Here is a 14,883-nt window from a genome sequence, read left to right as displayed (position 1 = left end):
GTGCGCTCAGGCGGTGATGCCCCAGCGCCGGCGCAGGGCGCGGTCGGCCCAGTTGAAGAACACGTCGATCACGATGCCGATGACCAGGACGATGATGATGTAGCTCAGCAGCCGGTCGGCGTCGTTGAGCTGGCGGGCCTGGCTGAGCGCCCAGCCGATGGAGTTCTGCTGGTTGATGATCACCAGCAGCTCGCCCGCCATCAGGGAACGCCAGGCGAACGCCCAGCCCTGCTTGAGCCCCGTGACGAACATCGGCAGCGCCGCCGGGATGATGAGCACCGTGTACCGTTGCGCCCCGCGCAGCCCCATGACCTGCCCGGCGCGCAGCAGCGTCGGCGGCACGTAGTCGATGCCGGACACGAGCCCGCCCGCGATGGAGGGGGCGGCGCCCAGCACGATGACGAACATGATCGCCGACTCGCTGATGCCGTACAGCAGCATCGCGAAGGGGAACCACACGATCGACGGCATGGTCTGGAGCCCGGTGATGAGCGACCCGATGGCCGCCCGCAGCGGCTTGAACTGCGACACCGCCAGCCCGATGACCACGCCCACGGCCAGCGCCAGGGCGAACCCCGTGAGGGCCCGGCGCATGGTCACCTGCACCGCCGTCCAGAACTCCGGCGTGGTGATCTCGCCGAACAGGGCGGGCAGCACCCTGTCCGGGCCGGGGAACACGAACTCGGTCCGCCACCCCGACCACACCACGGCCTGCCAGGCGGCCAGCACCAGGACCACGGCGACCAGCTTGGGCCAGGTCGCCGACCACAGCACGCGGGCCCTCTCGCCGAGCCCGGTCGCGCCGGTGCCGCGCGCGGGCTGGAGTTCGAGGGCGTCCAGCCCGTGGACCTCGCGGTCCCGGTCCCTCACGTCGGCGTCAGGCATGGCGGGAGACCTCCTCGCGGAGCCGGTCGGTGATGGCGGCGGCCTGGGCCGCGATGGGCGCGGAGTCGATGCGGCGGGGCCGCTCGCCCTCCACGGGGAACTCGGAGATGACCCGGCCCGGGCGGCTGGACAGCAGCACGACCCGGTCGCCCAGGCGCACCGCCTCGCGCACGTTGTGGGTGACGAAGAGGACGGTCAGCCCCTTCTCCTGCCAGATCCGCTCCAGCTCGTCGTGGAGGATGTCGCGCGTCATGGCGTCCAGGGCGCCGAAGGGCTCGTCCATGAGCAGCACGTCGGCGTCCTGGGCCAGGGCGCGGGCCAGGGCGACGCGCTGGCGCATGCCGCCGGACAGCTCGTGGGGCTGCTTGCGCTCGAACCCGGTCAGTCGCACCAGGTCCAGGAGCTCGGCGACCCGCCGCCGGCGCTCGGCCCGGGGCACCTTGTTGACCTTCATCGGCACCTCGATGTTGGCCCCGACGCTCAGCCACGGGAACAGCGCGGCCTCCTGGAACATCATGGAGACCCGGTGGTCCCCGACGTCCACGGTGCCGGTGGTGGGGCGGTCGAGTCCGGCGACGAGGGAGAGCAGCGTGCTCTTGCCGCAGCCGGAGGCCCCCACGATGGACAGGAACTCCCCGGTCCCGACGGTGATCGACATCCCGTCGATGGCGGTCACGGCACCGCTGCCGTGGCCGAACACCTTGGAGATGCCGTCGATCTCGACGGCGGCGGTACGCGGGGGCGTGTCGGTGACGGCGGTCATCAGGGCCCCTCCCCTTCCAGCCCGGCGACCGGCTCTCGGCCGTCCTCGGCGAGGAGGGCGTTGAGCGGGTCCAGGGCGTAGATTCCGGTCAGGTCGACGGGGTCGAGCAGGCCGACGGCCTCGGCCCTCTCGGCTCCGGTGAGCAGTGAGTCCGCGGCGGGGTCGACGGTGAAGGCGATGTTGTCGAGCGCCGCGGCGGTGAGGTCGGGATCGGGCGTGCTCCCGGTGATCTCCTCCAGGTGGGCGGAGACGGCCCACAGGGTGGCGTCCGGGTCGTCGTTGACCAGGTCGACCGCCTCGACGTGTCCGCGCAGCAGGTCCTCGACCCGTTCGGGGTGCTCCCGGAGCAGGTCGGCGGAGACGACGAGGTGGGTGGTGACGAACTCACCGCCGGGCCACAGGTCGGCCTCGTCGACGAGCAGGTGCGCACCGTCCTCGGCGAGGACGCGGCCGAGGAAGGGCTCGGGGAGCCAGGCCCCGTCGATCTCGCCGAGCGCGAAGGCGTCGACGGTCTCGGGGTTGCTCTGGGGGACGATGGACAGGTCGCCGCCGCCGGCGGTGTCGGTCTCCCAGCCCTGTTCGCGGGCGAACCAGCGCAGCGCCACGTCCTGGGTCCCGCCGAGCTGGGGCGTGGCCAGGGTGGTGCCGCGCAGGTCCTCGACGTCGTCGATGCCCTCCCGGACCACGAGGCCGGTGCCGCGGGTGGCGGCCCCGGCGACGATGTGCAGGGCCTGCCCCTCGGACTGGTGCCAGCCGTTGACGGCCGGGCTGGGCCCCAGATAGGCGGCGTCGATCTCGCCGGAGAAGAGGGCGTTGACGGCGTCGGGGCCGCTGTTGAAGGTGCGGGTGTCGAAGGCGGTGTCGCCCAGGGCCCGGGCGAAGATCCCGTCCTCCACCCCGACCAGCGCGGGGGCGTGGGTGAGGTTGGGGAAGTAGCCCAGGGTCAGCGTGTCGTCCCGCTCGGGGTCCGCGGCGCATCCGGTGGCGGCCGCGCCCAGGACCAGCAGGACCGCGGCCGCGGTCCGCAGGGGCGGGGAGGGCACACGCATGAGGAGTCCTTTTCGGGTGCGGTCTGACAACGGACAAAACTCTACTTAATAAGTAGGATTTGTGAAAGTCACCGCGCGCCCCTGTCAGAGCACGGGGTTCCGGAGGCCCGCGACCCGGACGCCCTCCCCGCTCCGACCACTCCAAGCCCCACGGAGAAAGCGCAGCTCAGAGCGGTGCGCCGACACGAATCCCCTCGTGGGGGCCGCGCCACCGCCGACGGCCGCCACAGAAAGTGATCCAGGCCACTTTCCGTGGCGGCGCCCCGCCGGGTCAGAAGCCGGCGACCTCTTCCCGGTCGAGCTCGGTCAGCACCCCGTTGAGCAGGTCGAGCGCGTAGATGCCCTCCAGGTCGACCGGGTCCAGCAGGCCGACCCCCTCCGCGTGCTCGGCGCCGCCGCGCAGCGACTCCGCGACCGGGTCGACGGTGAAGGTCATGTTGCCGAACGCGGAGGCGACCACCTCGGCGTCCAGCTCGCCGCCGGTCAGCGACTCCAGGTGGGCGATGGCCGCGGCCTGGGCCTCCTCGGGGTTGTCGTTGATCCAGTCGACCGTCTCGACGTGCCCGCGCAGCAGGCCCTCGACGACCTCGGGGTTCGCCTCCAGGAAGTCGGCGTTGACGATGAGGTGGGTGGTGACGAACTCGCCGCCGGTCTCGGGCCACAGGTCGGCCTCGTCGACCAGCAGGTGGCCGCCGCCCTCCTCGACCAGGCGGCTCAGGTGGGGCTCGGGGACCCACGCGCCGTCGATCTCGCCGAGCAGGAAGGTGTCGATGATCTCCGCGTTGTCCTGGGGCAGGATCGACAGGTCGCCGCCGCCCTCGGTGTCGACCTCCCAGCCCTGCTCCCGGACGAACCAGCGCAGCGCCACGTCCTGGGTGTTGCCCAGCTGCGGCGTGGAGAGGGTGGTGCCGGGCAGGTCCTCGACGCTGTCGATGCCCTCGCGGACGACCAGCCCGGCGCCGCGCGAGGTGGACCCGGCGATGATGCGCAGGGCCGTGCCGTCCGACTGCGACCAGCCGTTGACGGCCGGGTTGGGGCCGATGAACGTCGCGTCGATCTCCCCGGCGAACAGGGCGTTGATCGCGTCGGGGCCGGCGTTGAAGGTCTGGGTCTGCAACTCGACGTCGCCCAGCGCCTCGGCGAGGGTCCCGTTCTCCACGCCGACCAGGGCCGGGGCGTGGGTGAGGTTGGGGAAGTAGCCGAGGGTCAGGGAGTCGGCCGGGGCGCCGTCGCCGGACCCGCCGCCGTCCTCCGCTCCCCCGCACGCGGTCGCGGCCAGGCTGAGCGCCAGGGCCGCCGCGGCGGCGGAGAGCACGGTGGTGCGCTTGCTCATCTCGGGATTCCTCTTCACGACGTAGGGGGAGGCCGGAGCGACCAGGAGAAACCATACTTAATTAGTAGGATTAGTAGGAAGTCAATCGACAGTGATCCAGCTCACAAAAAGCTTGCGCAGAGGGGCCCTGGCCGGGAACACCGCGAGGGGCGGCGGGGCGCACGGCCCCACCGCCCCTCACGGTGTGCGGGGTCCCGCGCCGCCCGCCGGAGAGACGAGCCGGGGGCGGCGCGGAGCCCTGGTGCGATCGGGGCCCGCCGGGCCCCGCTCGGTGTCGTCGCCGGGTGCTACTCGGCGGTCTCGATGACGTTGCCCTCGGCGTCCACGGCCAGGACGACGCCCTGCCAGGACTCCTTCACGAACTCCAGGACGCGCTCGTCGTGCAGCAGCTCGGCCAGGAGCCGAACACGCTCGTCCTCGGCGTTCTCCTCCAGGGCCACCAGGCCGTTGGCGTAGGCCTGCACGTAGTCGTCGCCCTCGGGCTCCCAGGCCAGGACGTTGCTCTCCTCGGGCAGGTTCGCCTCGATGGCGTAGTTGCCGTTGACGACCGCGGCGTCCACATCGGCGATGGCGCGCGGCAGCTGCGCGGCCTCCAGCGGCGTGACGGTGATGTCCTTGGGGTTGTCGGTGATGTCGTTCTCGGTGGCCAGCTCGCCGGCCTCCGGGTCCACCTCGATGAGGCCCTCGGTCTGGAGGATGCCCAGGGCGCGGTTGAGGTTGGCCGGGTCGTTGGGCACGGCGATCTCGGCGCCCTCGGGCAGGTCGGCGACGCTCTCGACGCTCTCGGAGTACAGGCCGAGGCGCTCGATGTGCACGTCGGTGATGTAGGTGAAGTCGGCGTCGGGACCGTTGGCCGCCCACTCCTCCAGGTAGGTGCGGTGCTGGAAGTAGTTCGCGTCCAGCTCGCCCTCGACCAGGAGGGTGTTGGGGGTGTTATAGTCGGAGATCTCCACGATCTCCAGGTCCAGCCCGGCCTCCTCGGCGAGGTTCTCGTCGATGAAGGCGAGGATGTCGCCGTGCGGGACGGGGCTGACGCCCACGCGCAGCACCTCCGCCGCGCCCTCTCCCCCGTTGTCCTCCGCGGCCTGCTCACTGGGGGCGCCGCAGGCGGTGAGCGCCAGGGTGACAGCGGCGGCGGCACCGATGACGGCTGAGGTCGTGCGCATGTGCGCTCCTTCGTGATCGTGAGGGTGGGGATCGCGGGGGGTTCCGCCGCACCGGTGCGCGACCGGCGCTCGGGTGGGACCGGAGGGTCCGATGGGATATCCGATGACCCAATGGAAGACTATCCCACCTCCTTGGTAGGAAATCTCCCGGCCTCCCCCCGCGCCACGTGGCATCGGCCACAGGGGGCCAAGATTACCAACTAATACGGTAGCTAATATCGAGAATAGGCCGCATCATGGAGTCATGCTCACCGCACACACCGCCACAGCCGAGACCGAGGCCCGGCCCGCACGCCCGGCCCTGACCGCCGTCCCCGGCCCCCGGGAGACCCCCGGCGCCGACTCGGGCGAGCACTCGCTCCTGGGCGTGCTACCCCTTCCCGAGAGCGGCAAGTACATGCTGGTGTACGGGGTCGTCGTGGACGAGCCCCACACCCGGGTCCGCCCCCTGCCGCCCGCCGGCGGCCTGCTCCTGGACCGCGACGCCCGCCGGGTGTGGTCGGACGGGCGCGAGGTGGAGCTGACCTACCAGGAGTACGAGCTGCTGGAGTGCCTGACCGGCTCCCCCGGCCGCGCGATCACCCGCACCGAGCTGATGGAGCGGGTGTGGGGCGCCGCGGAGGGGATGCACTCGCGCACCATCGACGTGCACATCCACCGGCTGCGCCGCAAACTCGGCCCGGCCGGGGACCTCATCGCCACCGTGCGCAGGGTCGGCTACATCTACCGGGGCCCGGGCGCGCCCTCCGCCGAGGCCTGACCGCCGGCGCGGCGGGCGGGCCCCGGAGCGGCACGGCGCACCCGCCCGCGCGTCAGGCCCGCCCCCGCGCCCGGCGCTCCGGGCTGCGCGTGGGCGTGTCCCGCGCCAGGCGCTCCACCACCTTCTCGGCGATGTCGCCCAGCACCCGGACCTCCTCCGGGGTGAGCAGGTCGATGAAGTGCTCCCGCACCGTCGCCACATGGGCGGGCGCGGCGGCCTCCAGGACCTCCCGCCCGTGACCGGTGAGCGCGATCTCACTGCCGCGGGCGTCCTCCTCCGCCTCCAGGCGCCGGACCAGGCCGCGCTTCTCCATCCGGGAGACGTGGTGGGAGAGCCGGGAGGTGGACCAGAGCATGCGCGAGGCCATCTCACGGGTGCGCAGCCGGTTCCCGGCGGCCTCGCCCAGGTTGGACAGCACGTCGTAGTCCGCGTCCGACAGCCCGTCCTCGGCGAAGTCGCGGGTGATCCGCAGGTCGAGCAGGGCGCGCATGCGCCGGTAGCCGCGCCAGGCGCGGGCCTCGGGGGCGGTGAGCCAGCGTGGTGGTTCCATGCCCCCACCCTAGCGTTGACATGTCACCAAGACTCCCCTTACATTGGTGACACGTCACCGGGATATCGGATTCTTGGTGACACATCACCAAAGGAACGCCATGTCCTCCCTCCCCCTCCGGTACACCGCCCTCACCGCCGGCCTCGCGCTCTTCGGCCTCGGGGTCGCCCTGATGGTCCGCGCGGACCTGGGGATGTCCTCCTGGGACGTGCTCCACCAGGGCCTGGCCCACCGCACCGGCCTACCGTTGGGCGGGGTCGTGATCGGGGTCGGCGCGCTGGTGCTGCTGCTCTGGCTCCCCCTGCGCCAGCGGCCGGGTCCCGGCACCGTCGCCAACGTGCTGCTGGTCGGCCCGGCCGTGGAGGTCTCCCTGGCCCTGCTCCCCGATCCGCAGTCCCTGCTCTGGCGCTGGGCCCTGCTGGCGGCGGGCGTCGTGCTCACCGCCGCGGCCACCGCCCTCTACGTCGGCGCGGGACTGGGCCCGGGTCCCCGGGACGGGCTGATGACCGGCCTGGCCGCGCGCGGCCTGAGCATCGCCCGGGCGCGCACCGCGATCGAACTGTCCGTCCTCGTCCTGGGCTGGCTGTTCGGCGGCTCGGTCGGCGTCGGCACCGTGCTCTTCGCCCTCGCCGTCGGCCCGCTCACCCAGGCGTTCCTGTCCGTGCTCCGCACCGGGGCGCCCCTCCCCGCGCCCGCTCCCGCCCACTCGCCCTCGAAGAACTGAGGAGGCACTCCCATGCCCCGCCTGATGGTCCTCTCCGCCAGCACCCGCCCCACCAGCCCGGGCCCCTCGATCGCCTCCTGGGTGACCGGGCGCGCGGTACGCGAGGGCGTGTTCACCCCCTTCACCGTGGACCTCGCCGAGCTGGCGCTGCCCTTCCTGGACGAGCCGGGCTCCCCCTCCCAGGACGCGCCCGTGCACCCGCACACCAGGGCGTGGAGCGCGACGGTCGACTCCGCCGACGCCTTCGTGTTCGTGGTGAACGAGTACAACCACTCGTACACCGCCCCGCTCAAGAACGCGGTCGACTTCCTCTTCCACGAGTGGCGGCGCAAGCCCGTGGGCTTCGTCGGCTACGGGATGTCCTCGCGGGGGATGCGCGCGGTGGAGGCGTTCCAGCCGGTGGCGGCGGCCCTGGGCATGGTCCCGGCGGCCCCGGTCGTCACGGTCGGGCTGCGCGACGACCTGGACGGGGCCGGGGTGTTCCGGCCCGGCGCGGCCCTGGACTCCGCGGCCGACGCGATGCTGCGCGAGCTGGGCGGCCTGGAGCGGGCGCTGTCCGGACTGCGCGCCTCGGGGGCCGCCTGACCCCGGGACACGGCGAGGGGGCGGGCACCGGCCCGCCCCCTCGCGCGTGCGCGCTCCGGCTCAGAAGGAGAAGCCGCGGAACAGCAGGAACGCCAGCACCAGGCCCACCAGCAGGTTGAACACGGTGGCCAGGGCGAAGACGCCGATCGGCCGCCAGCCGGCCTCGCGCAGCGAGCCCGCCTTGAACTCCAGGCCGATGCTGGTGAACGCCGCGATGAGGAACCAGTCGCGCAGCGCCTTGGCGGTGTCCAGGCCGTCCTGGGCGCCGTCGCCCCCGGCGTTGGCCCAGACCGTGGCGATGACCGAGGCGGCCAGGAAGCCCAGTACGAACTTGGGGAACCGCTCCCACAGGGTCGTCAGGCCCGGACGGGCGGCGGCGCCCTCCCCTGCGGGGGCGGCCTTGACGGCGAAGTAGGCGGTGAGCAGCACCGCCACCACGCCCATCAGGACGTTCTGGGTGGACTTGACGATGGACGCGATCTGGAGCGCGTCCTCGCCGACGATCGCACCGGCCGCGGCGACCGCCGCGGTGGTGTCGATGTTGCCGCCGATCCAGGCGCCGGCCTGGGCGTCGTCGAGGCCCAGCACGCCGACCAGCCAGGGCAGCAGGAAGATCGACGGGACGGCGAACAGGATGACCAGGCTCGCGGTGTAGGCGAGCTGCTCGCGGCGGGCCTGCACGGCCCCGGCGGCGGCGATCGCGGCGCTGACGCCGCAGATGGAGACCGAGGAGGCCAGCAGCGCGCGCAGCCGGTCGTCCAGGCCGAACCGGCCGCCGAGCCACCAGGTGAACAGGAACACCGCGGTGACCAGGAACAGCGCCTGGAGGATCGCGGGACCCGCGGCCCGGACGATGACGTCGAGCAGGACGGTGGAGCCCAGCAGGACCAGGCCGGTCTTGATGAAGAACTCGGTGCGGAAGGCCGGGGCCAGGCGGTCGCGCACGCCGGCCAGGGTGAGCGCCAGGTTGCCGAGCAGGCCCAGCAGGATGGCGTAGACCGGGTACTCGACGGCCTCGGCGAACCCGGCCAGGGCCGTTCCCGCCGCGGCCTCGGGGACCCAAGAGGTGAGGAACCGGGTGGTGGCGGCGAGCGCCAGGACGACGGCCAGGCCGACTGCGGCCCAGGCCGGGGAGGCGCCGCCGCGGACCGCCGGGGCGTCCGCGCCGCCGCTTCCGGTGGTGTCTTCGGTGGCGGCCGCGCCCTCCCCTGCCGCCTCCGGCGGGCCCGGGTCCGCCCCGGTCCGCACCGTCTCGGCCCCGGCGGCCCCGGTGGCCTGCTCGGGGGTCTCGTTCCCGGGGGCGGGGGTCGCGTCGCTCACGGGATCAGCCCCGCCGGGATGGCGCCGACCAGGGCGAGGCCGAGCAGGACGAGTCCGGTGACGGTGGCGGCCCAGTCCTCGCCGAGGCTGCGGCGGGGGCGTTCGGGGGCGGTGGGGGGTGTCTCGCTCATGGTCCTTCTCTGTTTCTCCGGGCGCCGGTGTCGGGGCGCCCGGAACGGGGGACGCGGCGGGGGCGCCGCCGATTCTCTATAAAACCTACTGATTTAGTGTAATTAAAGGCCGTGCGGAGCGCCAGTCCCGGGCGGACACCCGTCCGCCCGGGACTCACCGCGCTCCGGACCGGGTCAGCCCCGGGGTGCGAGGACCGGGAGCCCCTGGGCCCGCCAGGCGCGGAAGCCCCCGACGAGGTCGGTGGCCCGGCTCAGGCCCAGCTCCTGGAGCTGGGCGGCGGCCAGGCTGGAGGCGTAGCCCTCGTTGCAGAACAGCACGATGTGCCGGTCGGCGGAGTCCGCCTCGGGCACCCGGTCCGGACTGGTCGGGTCCAGGCGCCACTCCAGGACGTTGCGGTCGATGACCAGGGCCCCGGGGATCTCCCCCTCGGTCTCGCGGTTGACGGCGGGCCGGGTGTCGACCAGCAGCGCGCCCGCGCGCTGGGCGGCCAGGGCCTCGGCGGGCGAGAGGCGCTCCAGGCGGGCGCGCCTGCTGTGGAGGAGGCGGTCGACCGCGCTCACCGGACCCCCTCGCGGGCCGGGACGCCGTCCAGGGTCGGTGCGCCGGGCTCGGGGTCGGTGGTGAGGACGCTGTCGGTGCGGCGCAGGGCGCCGTCGCCGCCGACCTCGTAGTAGTGCATGGCCGTCAGCGGCGGGGAGTAGGCGTGCACGCTGACGGCGGGCGCGCCGGAGGCGTTGACGACGTCGTGGACGTGGCCCAGCGGGAAGCGGCCGCCCCCGCCGTCGGCGAGGGTGCGCTCGCGCAGCCGGCCGGCCCAGTAGCGCTCGACCAGCTCGCCGGCGACGACGGTCAGGGCGCCCAGGGAGCCCGCGTGGTCGTGCAGCCGGGTGGACTGGTCGGGGGTCCAGGAGATGAGCCAGACGTCGGTGTGGTCGTCCGCGTGCAGGCGCACCGACCAGCGGTTCTCGGCGTCGAAGCGGATCTCGTGCAGACCCCGGCGGACCTCTTCGGCCACTTCGGCGGTCAGCGCCGCCAGGCGGTCCAGGGTGAGCGGCGTGGGTGCGGTGGCGATGTCGGCGGTCATGGGCTTCGTCTTCTTCTCACTGCTGCGGCGGACGGGGTCGGGTGCGGGCGGCGCGGCGCGCCGGCCGCTCACCGACAGCGTTCGTCGAAGGTGAGCGACCTCCGCCAGGTCCGCGGCGGGTGTACCGGAGTGCTGACTGCCATGCACCGCAGTAAACCACATTCCCTACAGGTTTAGTCGACATACTCCCGCGCCACGCGCGTCGCACCCGCACCGGACACACCCCCCGACCTCACTCGAGGACACCTCGCCGAAGATTTCCTACTTTTCTGGTTGACAAAATGTGTTTAGCGTTCCAGCCTGGAGAGGGGGCCGACGGAATCGCGGAGCCGCCGGCCAGGACCCGCCGCACCCGCGGCGCCCGCCCGGGCCACCCCGCCGGGCGGACGCCGCGAGGCCGGTCCCCACGCCCCGGGCCGGGAGGGCCGCCGTGCGCGGAGCGGCCCGCCACCCCGGCCCGGGGCGCGCACACCCCCGCCGCCCGAGCCCTCCGCACCGAACGCCACGCCGAAGATCGGGCACCGCCGCCCGTCGCAGGCCCACCCGTGCTGTAATTCCACACAATTCCGGTAGGTATTCACAGGTCAGTGTGCGCCACAAGCAGGAGGTTCCCCGTGTCCGAGACGATCACCGGCCCCGCCCGAGGCACGGCCGACGACCGGGCGCCCGCCCGGGTCCTGGCCACCGACGCCGAGGCCCTGGACGCCGTGCGCGACCTGCTCCCCCACCTGGCCGAGGGCGCCGCCGCCCGCGACCGGGACCGCACGCTCCCCCGCGGGCAGGTGCGCGCGCTGTCGCGCTCCGGACTGCTGGGCATCACCGTGCCGCGCTCCCTGGGCGGCGCCGGCGTGCGCGCCGCCACCGTCGCCGAGGTGCTGCGCCTGCTCGGCACCGCCGACCTCAGCCTCGCCCAGATCCCCCAGCCGCACTTCGCCTTCCTCAACGCCGTGCGCCTGCGCGGCGGCCCCGCCGCCCGCGAGCGGGTGTTCGGCGACGTCCTGGCGGGGGCCCTGCTCGGCAACGCCCAGGCCGAGCGCTCGGGGAGGACCGCGCACACGCACGCCACCCGGCTGGAGCGCGACGGCGAGGAGTGGTGTCTGGAGGGCACCAAGTACTACGCCACCGGCTCGCTGTTCGCCGACTGGCTCGCGGTCGTCGCCCCCGCCGAGACCCCCGGCGGCCCGCGCCCGCACATCGCCCTCGTGCCCGCCTCCGCCCCCGGGGTCCGGATCGAGGACGACTGGAACGGGATGGGCCAGCGCACCACCGCCAGCGGCACGGTGCACCTGTCCGGGGTGCGGGTGCCCGACGCGCTGGTGCTGGAGCAGTACCGCACATTCGAGGCCCCCACCACGTTCGGCGCGTTCGCCCAGCTGCTGCACACCGCCATCGACGTCGGCGCGGCGCGCGGGGCCCTGGACGCGGCCGCGGAGTTCGTCCGCACCAAGAGCCGCCCCTGGTTCGAGAGCGGGGCGGACACCGCGGCGGAGGACCCCCTGCTCGTCCACCGGTTCGGCGAGCTGGAGGTCCGGGTCCGCGCCGCCGAGGCGCTGCTGGCCACCGCCGCCGCCCGGGTGGACACCGCCGACGCGGTCCTGGCCCAGGACTCCCCCGGGGCCGGGGACGCCACCGCCGAGGCCTCCCTGGCGGTGGCCGCCGCCAAGGTCGCCGGCGGCCGGACCGCCGTGGAGGTGTCCTCGGCGCTGTTCGAGGTGGCCGGGACCCGCGCCACCGCCCAGGGCGAGAACCTGCACCGTTTCTGGCGCGACGCCCGCACCCACACCGTCCACGACCCGGAGCGCTGGAAGGTCCAGCACCTGGGCGAGTACTCCCTCAACCGGCGCCGCCCCCCGCGGCACGGGCAGATCTGACCCGCGACGACCGCTCCGTCCCGACGGCGTCCGTCCGACCGACACACCGAATCCGAAGGCCCGCCATGACCACCACCGTCCTCGTCGGCAACCCCCGACCGCACTCGCGCACCGCCACCGCCGGGCTGGCCGTGGCCCGCCACGCCGCCCGGGCCGCCGGGCTCCCCGAGCGGGCCGACCTGCTCGAACTCGCCGGCCTGCAACCCCTGCTGCTCACCCCCGGTCCGCCGCTGGACGTGGCCGCGGCCCTGGAGCAGGTGCGCGCCGCCGAGCTGCTGGTCGTGGCCAGCCCCACCTACAAGGCCACCTACACCGGGCTGCTCAAGGTGTTCCTGGACCTGCTGCCCCCGGGCGGCCTGGCCGGGGTCACCGCGGTCCCGGTACTGGTGATGGCCTCGCCCGCGCACACCCTCGCGGTGGACGTGCACCTGCGGCCGCTGCTGCTGGAGCTGGGCGCGACGGTGCCCGCCGCCGGGGTGGCGCTGCTCCAGGACACCGTCCCCGCCGGGGGCCCGGACGTCCCCGCCCCGCTGCTGGACGAGGTGCTCGCCCCCTGGGCCGGGGCCGCCGCGCCGGCGCTGCGCGCGACCGCCCGGGCCACCGCGTCCTGAACCCGCCGTCCCACCACCCCGGGAGAGTCCGTTGAGTGCCACCGAGACCGTCCCCCCGCCCTCGACCGAGGCCGGCCGTTTCCGCGCGACGCTGCGCAACCACCCGGCCGGGGTCGTCATCATCACCGCCACCGTGGAGGGGCGGCCCGTGGGGCTGACCGCCACCTCCTTCACCAGCGTGAGCCTGGACCCGCCGCTGGTGTCGTTCTACATCGCCGACTCCTCGACCACCTGGCCGGCGCTGCGGCTGGCCGGGCAGTTCGGTGTGCAGCTGCTGGGCGAGGAGCAGTCGGAGCTGGCCACCCGGTTCGCGAGCAGGGGGGCGGACCGGTTCGCCCCGCCGACGGCGTGGCGGCCCGGCCCGTCGGAGGTCCCGCTGCTGGACGGGGCGGTGGCGTACCTGGTGTGCGACCGCTTCGACACCCGGCTGATCGGCGACCACTGGCTGGTGGTCGGCCGGGTGACCCACACGCTGGTGCTGGAGGACCCGCGGCCGCCGCTGGTCTACCACCGCGGGGCGTTCGGCGGTGTGGCACCGCTGGCCTGAAACGCTCCGCGGGACACGGGGGGGCGCCCGCGGGCGCCCCTCGCCCGTGACAGAACGGACGGCGCGGGCTAAATTCGTTGGGAGCCCCGACTAATTCCTTCACCGCGGAGTCCCGATGCCCCTCGTCGCCGGAATCGACAGTTCGACCCAGTCCTGCAAGATCGTGGTCTGCGACGCCGGGGACGGGAGCGTGGTGCGCGAGGCGCGCGCCCCGCACCCGGACGGCACCGAGGTCCACCCGCGCGCCTGGTGGGCGGCGCTGGAGGAGGCCTCGGCGGGCCTGCTGGACGGGGTCGCGGCCGTCGCGGTGGCCGGCCAGCAGCACGGCATGGTGACCGTGGACGGGGACGGCGAGGTGGTGCGCGAAGCCCTGCTGTGGAACGACACCCGTTCGGCCGGGGCCGCCGAGGACCTCATCGCCGAACTGGGCGGGCCCCGGGCGTGGGCGGAGGCGGTGGACAACGTCCCCGGTGTCTCCCTGACGGTGTCCAAGCTCCGCTGGTTCGCCGAGAACGAGCCGGAGGCCGCCGCCCGCGCGACCGGGGTGATGCTGCCGCACGACTGGCTGACCTGGCGGCTGACCGGCCGGGAGGGCGCCCCGACCACGGACCGGGGCGACGCCTCCGGGACCGGGTACTGGTCGGCGAGCGGCGGCGGGTACCGGACGGACTTGCTGGTGCGGGCGTTCGGGCGGGAGCTGGACACCCCGCGGGTGGCGGCGCCCGCCGAGACGGTCGGGTACACCCCGGGCGGGGCGGTGGTCGCCCCCGGCACCGGGGACAACATGGGCGCGGCCCTGGGCCTGGGGTTGCGGCCGGGCGACGCGGTGGTGTCGCTGGGGACGAGCGGGACGGTGTTCGCGGTGAGCGAGACCCCGGTCCGCGACGCCTCGGGCACCGTGTGCGGGTTCGCCGACGCGACCGGGCGCTACCTGCCGCTGGTGTGCACCCTCAACGCCGCCCGGGTGCTGACCGCGACCACGGGGCTGCTGGGCACCGACCCGGCCGGTCTGGACGCGCTGGCGCTGGCCGCCGAGCCGGGGGCGGGCGGGCTGGTGATGCTGCCCTACCTGGACGGCGAGCGGACCCCGGCGCTGCCCTCGGCCGCCGGATCGCTGCACGGGATGCGCCGGGACAACATGACGGCCGCCCACCTGGCGCGGGCCGCGGTCGAGGGGATGCTCTGCGGGCTGGCCGACGGGCTGTCCGCGCTGACCGACCGGGGCGTGCCGGTGCGCCGGGTGCTGCTGGTGGGCGGGGCCGCGCGTTCGGAGGCGGTGCGCCGGGTGGCGGCGACCGTGCTGGACGCGCCGGTGGCGGTGCCCGAGCCCGCCGAGTACGTGGCGCTGGGCGCCGCCCGCCAGGCCGCCTGGGCGCTGGCGGGCACCGACGCCCCGCCGGAGTGGAACGCCGGGGGCATCGCGGAGGAGGTCGGGGCCTCCCCCGCCCCGCAGGTGCGCGCCCGCTACGCCGAGGTCCGCCGCGCCGTCCACGGGGTCTGACC

At 74.3% G+C, this 14,883-nt stretch carries 17 protein-coding genes; 7 read left to right on the top strand and 10 right to left on the bottom strand.

The window, feature by feature from the left end:
* Positions 1-6: 6 nt before the first annotated feature.
* The 5 genes from ACFVNO_RS05345 to ACFVNO_RS05325 form a co-directional block, all read right to left on the bottom strand.
* A complete protein-coding gene (locus ACFVNO_RS05345) occupies positions 7-885 on the bottom strand; it encodes an ABC transporter permease (RefSeq protein WP_355255523.1) in 879 nt (292 codons plus the stop codon).
* Positions 878-1,648 (bottom strand): ABC transporter ATP-binding protein, encoded by a 771-nt coding sequence (locus ACFVNO_RS05340; protein ID WP_220562244.1) that lies wholly within the window; start codon positions 1,646-1,648, stop codon positions 878-880. The genes ACFVNO_RS05345 and ACFVNO_RS05340 overlap by 8 nt, the downstream gene beginning before the upstream one ends.
* Entirely contained in the window at positions 1,648-2,697 is a 1,050-nt protein-coding gene (locus tag ACFVNO_RS05335) for an ABC transporter substrate-binding protein (RefSeq protein ID WP_355255528.1), read from the bottom strand. Before ACFVNO_RS05335 ends, ACFVNO_RS05340 begins: the two co-directional genes overlap by 1 nt.
* A gap of 271 nt (positions 2,698-2,968) precedes the next feature.
* On the bottom strand, positions 2,969-4,030 hold the full coding sequence (locus ACFVNO_RS05330) for an ABC transporter substrate-binding protein (protein ID WP_355255531.1): 1,062 nt from the start codon (positions 4,028-4,030) through the stop codon (positions 2,969-2,971).
* A 287-nt stretch (positions 4,031-4,317) separates the two neighbouring features.
* Positions 4,318-5,196 (bottom strand): MetQ/NlpA family ABC transporter substrate-binding protein, encoded by an 879-nt coding sequence (locus ACFVNO_RS05325; protein WP_378889564.1) that lies wholly within the window; start codon positions 5,194-5,196, stop codon positions 4,318-4,320.
* 244 nt (positions 5,197-5,440) lie between these two features.
* Between ACFVNO_RS05325 and ACFVNO_RS05320 the strand changes: the two genes are divergently transcribed.
* Entirely contained in the window at positions 5,441-5,956 is a 516-nt protein-coding gene (locus ACFVNO_RS05320; protein WP_355255537.1) for a winged helix-turn-helix domain-containing protein, read from the top strand.
* 52 nt (positions 5,957-6,008) lie between these two features.
* On the opposite strand, the gene ACFVNO_RS05315 is transcribed toward ACFVNO_RS05320, so the two are convergent.
* On the bottom strand, positions 6,009-6,506 hold the full coding sequence (locus ACFVNO_RS05315; protein ID WP_355255540.1) for a MarR family transcriptional regulator: 498 nt from the start codon (positions 6,504-6,506) through the stop codon (positions 6,009-6,011).
* Between the two features lie 100 nt (positions 6,507-6,606).
* On the opposite strand from ACFVNO_RS05315, the gene ACFVNO_RS05310 reads away from it, so the two are divergent.
* Together ACFVNO_RS05310 and ACFVNO_RS05305 are read left to right on the top strand one after the other, a co-directional pair.
* Positions 6,607-7,230, top strand: coding sequence for a YitT family protein (locus tag ACFVNO_RS05310; protein WP_378889559.1), 624 nt, complete (start codon positions 6,607-6,609; stop codon positions 7,228-7,230).
* A gap of 12 nt (positions 7,231-7,242) precedes the next feature.
* On the top strand, positions 7,243-7,815 hold the full coding sequence (locus ACFVNO_RS05305; RefSeq protein WP_378889556.1) for an NADPH-dependent FMN reductase: 573 nt from the start codon (positions 7,243-7,245) through the stop codon (positions 7,813-7,815).
* 60 nt (positions 7,816-7,875) lie between these two features.
* Here ACFVNO_RS05305 and ACFVNO_RS05300 read toward each other — a convergent pair whose 3' ends face one another.
* From ACFVNO_RS05300 to ACFVNO_RS05285, 4 genes are all read right to left on the bottom strand, one after another.
* Entirely contained in the window at positions 7,876-9,135 is a 1,260-nt protein-coding gene (locus ACFVNO_RS05300; protein ID WP_378889553.1) for a YeiH family protein, read from the bottom strand.
* On the bottom strand, positions 9,132-9,266 hold the full coding sequence (locus tag ACFVNO_RS05295) for a hypothetical protein (protein ID WP_355255551.1): 135 nt from the start codon (positions 9,264-9,266) through the stop codon (positions 9,132-9,134). The genes ACFVNO_RS05300 and ACFVNO_RS05295 overlap by 4 nt, the downstream gene beginning before the upstream one ends.
* 174 nt (positions 9,267-9,440) lie before the next feature.
* Positions 9,441-9,827, bottom strand: a complete 387-nt coding sequence (locus ACFVNO_RS05290; RefSeq protein ID WP_355255553.1) for a rhodanese-like domain-containing protein — start codon at positions 9,825-9,827, stop codon at positions 9,441-9,443.
* On the bottom strand, positions 9,824-10,351 hold the full coding sequence (locus tag ACFVNO_RS05285; RefSeq protein ID WP_378889550.1) for a cysteine dioxygenase: 528 nt from the start codon (positions 10,349-10,351) through the stop codon (positions 9,824-9,826). Before ACFVNO_RS05285 ends, ACFVNO_RS05290 begins: the two co-directional genes overlap by 4 nt.
* A gap of 614 nt (positions 10,352-10,965) precedes the next feature.
* Here ACFVNO_RS05285 and ACFVNO_RS05280 point away from each other — a divergent pair.
* The 4 genes from ACFVNO_RS05280 (at position 10,966) to xylB (ending at position 14,881) form a co-directional block, all read left to right on the top strand.
* Positions 10,966-12,222, top strand: a complete 1,257-nt coding sequence (locus ACFVNO_RS05280) for an SfnB family sulfur acquisition oxidoreductase (protein ID WP_378889547.1) — start codon at positions 10,966-10,968, stop codon at positions 12,220-12,222.
* Positions 12,223-12,287: 65 nt separating this feature from the next.
* A complete protein-coding gene (locus tag ACFVNO_RS05275; RefSeq protein WP_220562256.1) occupies positions 12,288-12,833 on the top strand; it encodes an NAD(P)H-dependent oxidoreductase in 546 nt (181 codons plus the stop codon).
* A 31-nt stretch (positions 12,834-12,864) separates the two neighbouring features.
* The gene (locus ACFVNO_RS05270; protein ID WP_355255562.1) at positions 12,865-13,380 is read left to right on the top strand and encodes a flavin reductase family protein; all 516 of its coding nucleotides are present in this window, start codon (positions 12,865-12,867) and stop codon (positions 13,378-13,380) included.
* 115 nt (positions 13,381-13,495) lie between these two features.
* Positions 13,496-14,881, top strand: coding sequence for a xylulokinase (gene xylB / locus ACFVNO_RS05265; RefSeq protein ID WP_378889543.1), 1,386 nt, complete (start codon positions 13,496-13,498; stop codon positions 14,879-14,881).
* Positions 14,882-14,883: the final 2 nt, after the last annotated feature.

It is taken from the genome of Nocardiopsis sp. NPDC057823, from assembly GCF_042797335.1.
GTDB classification, from domain to species: domain Bacteria; phylum Actinomycetota; class Actinomycetes; order Streptosporangiales; family Streptosporangiaceae; genus Nocardiopsis; species Nocardiopsis changdeensis.
The sequence above is the reverse complement of the archived record's forward strand: the minus strand, read 5'-3'. Positions and strand labels throughout refer to the sequence as shown.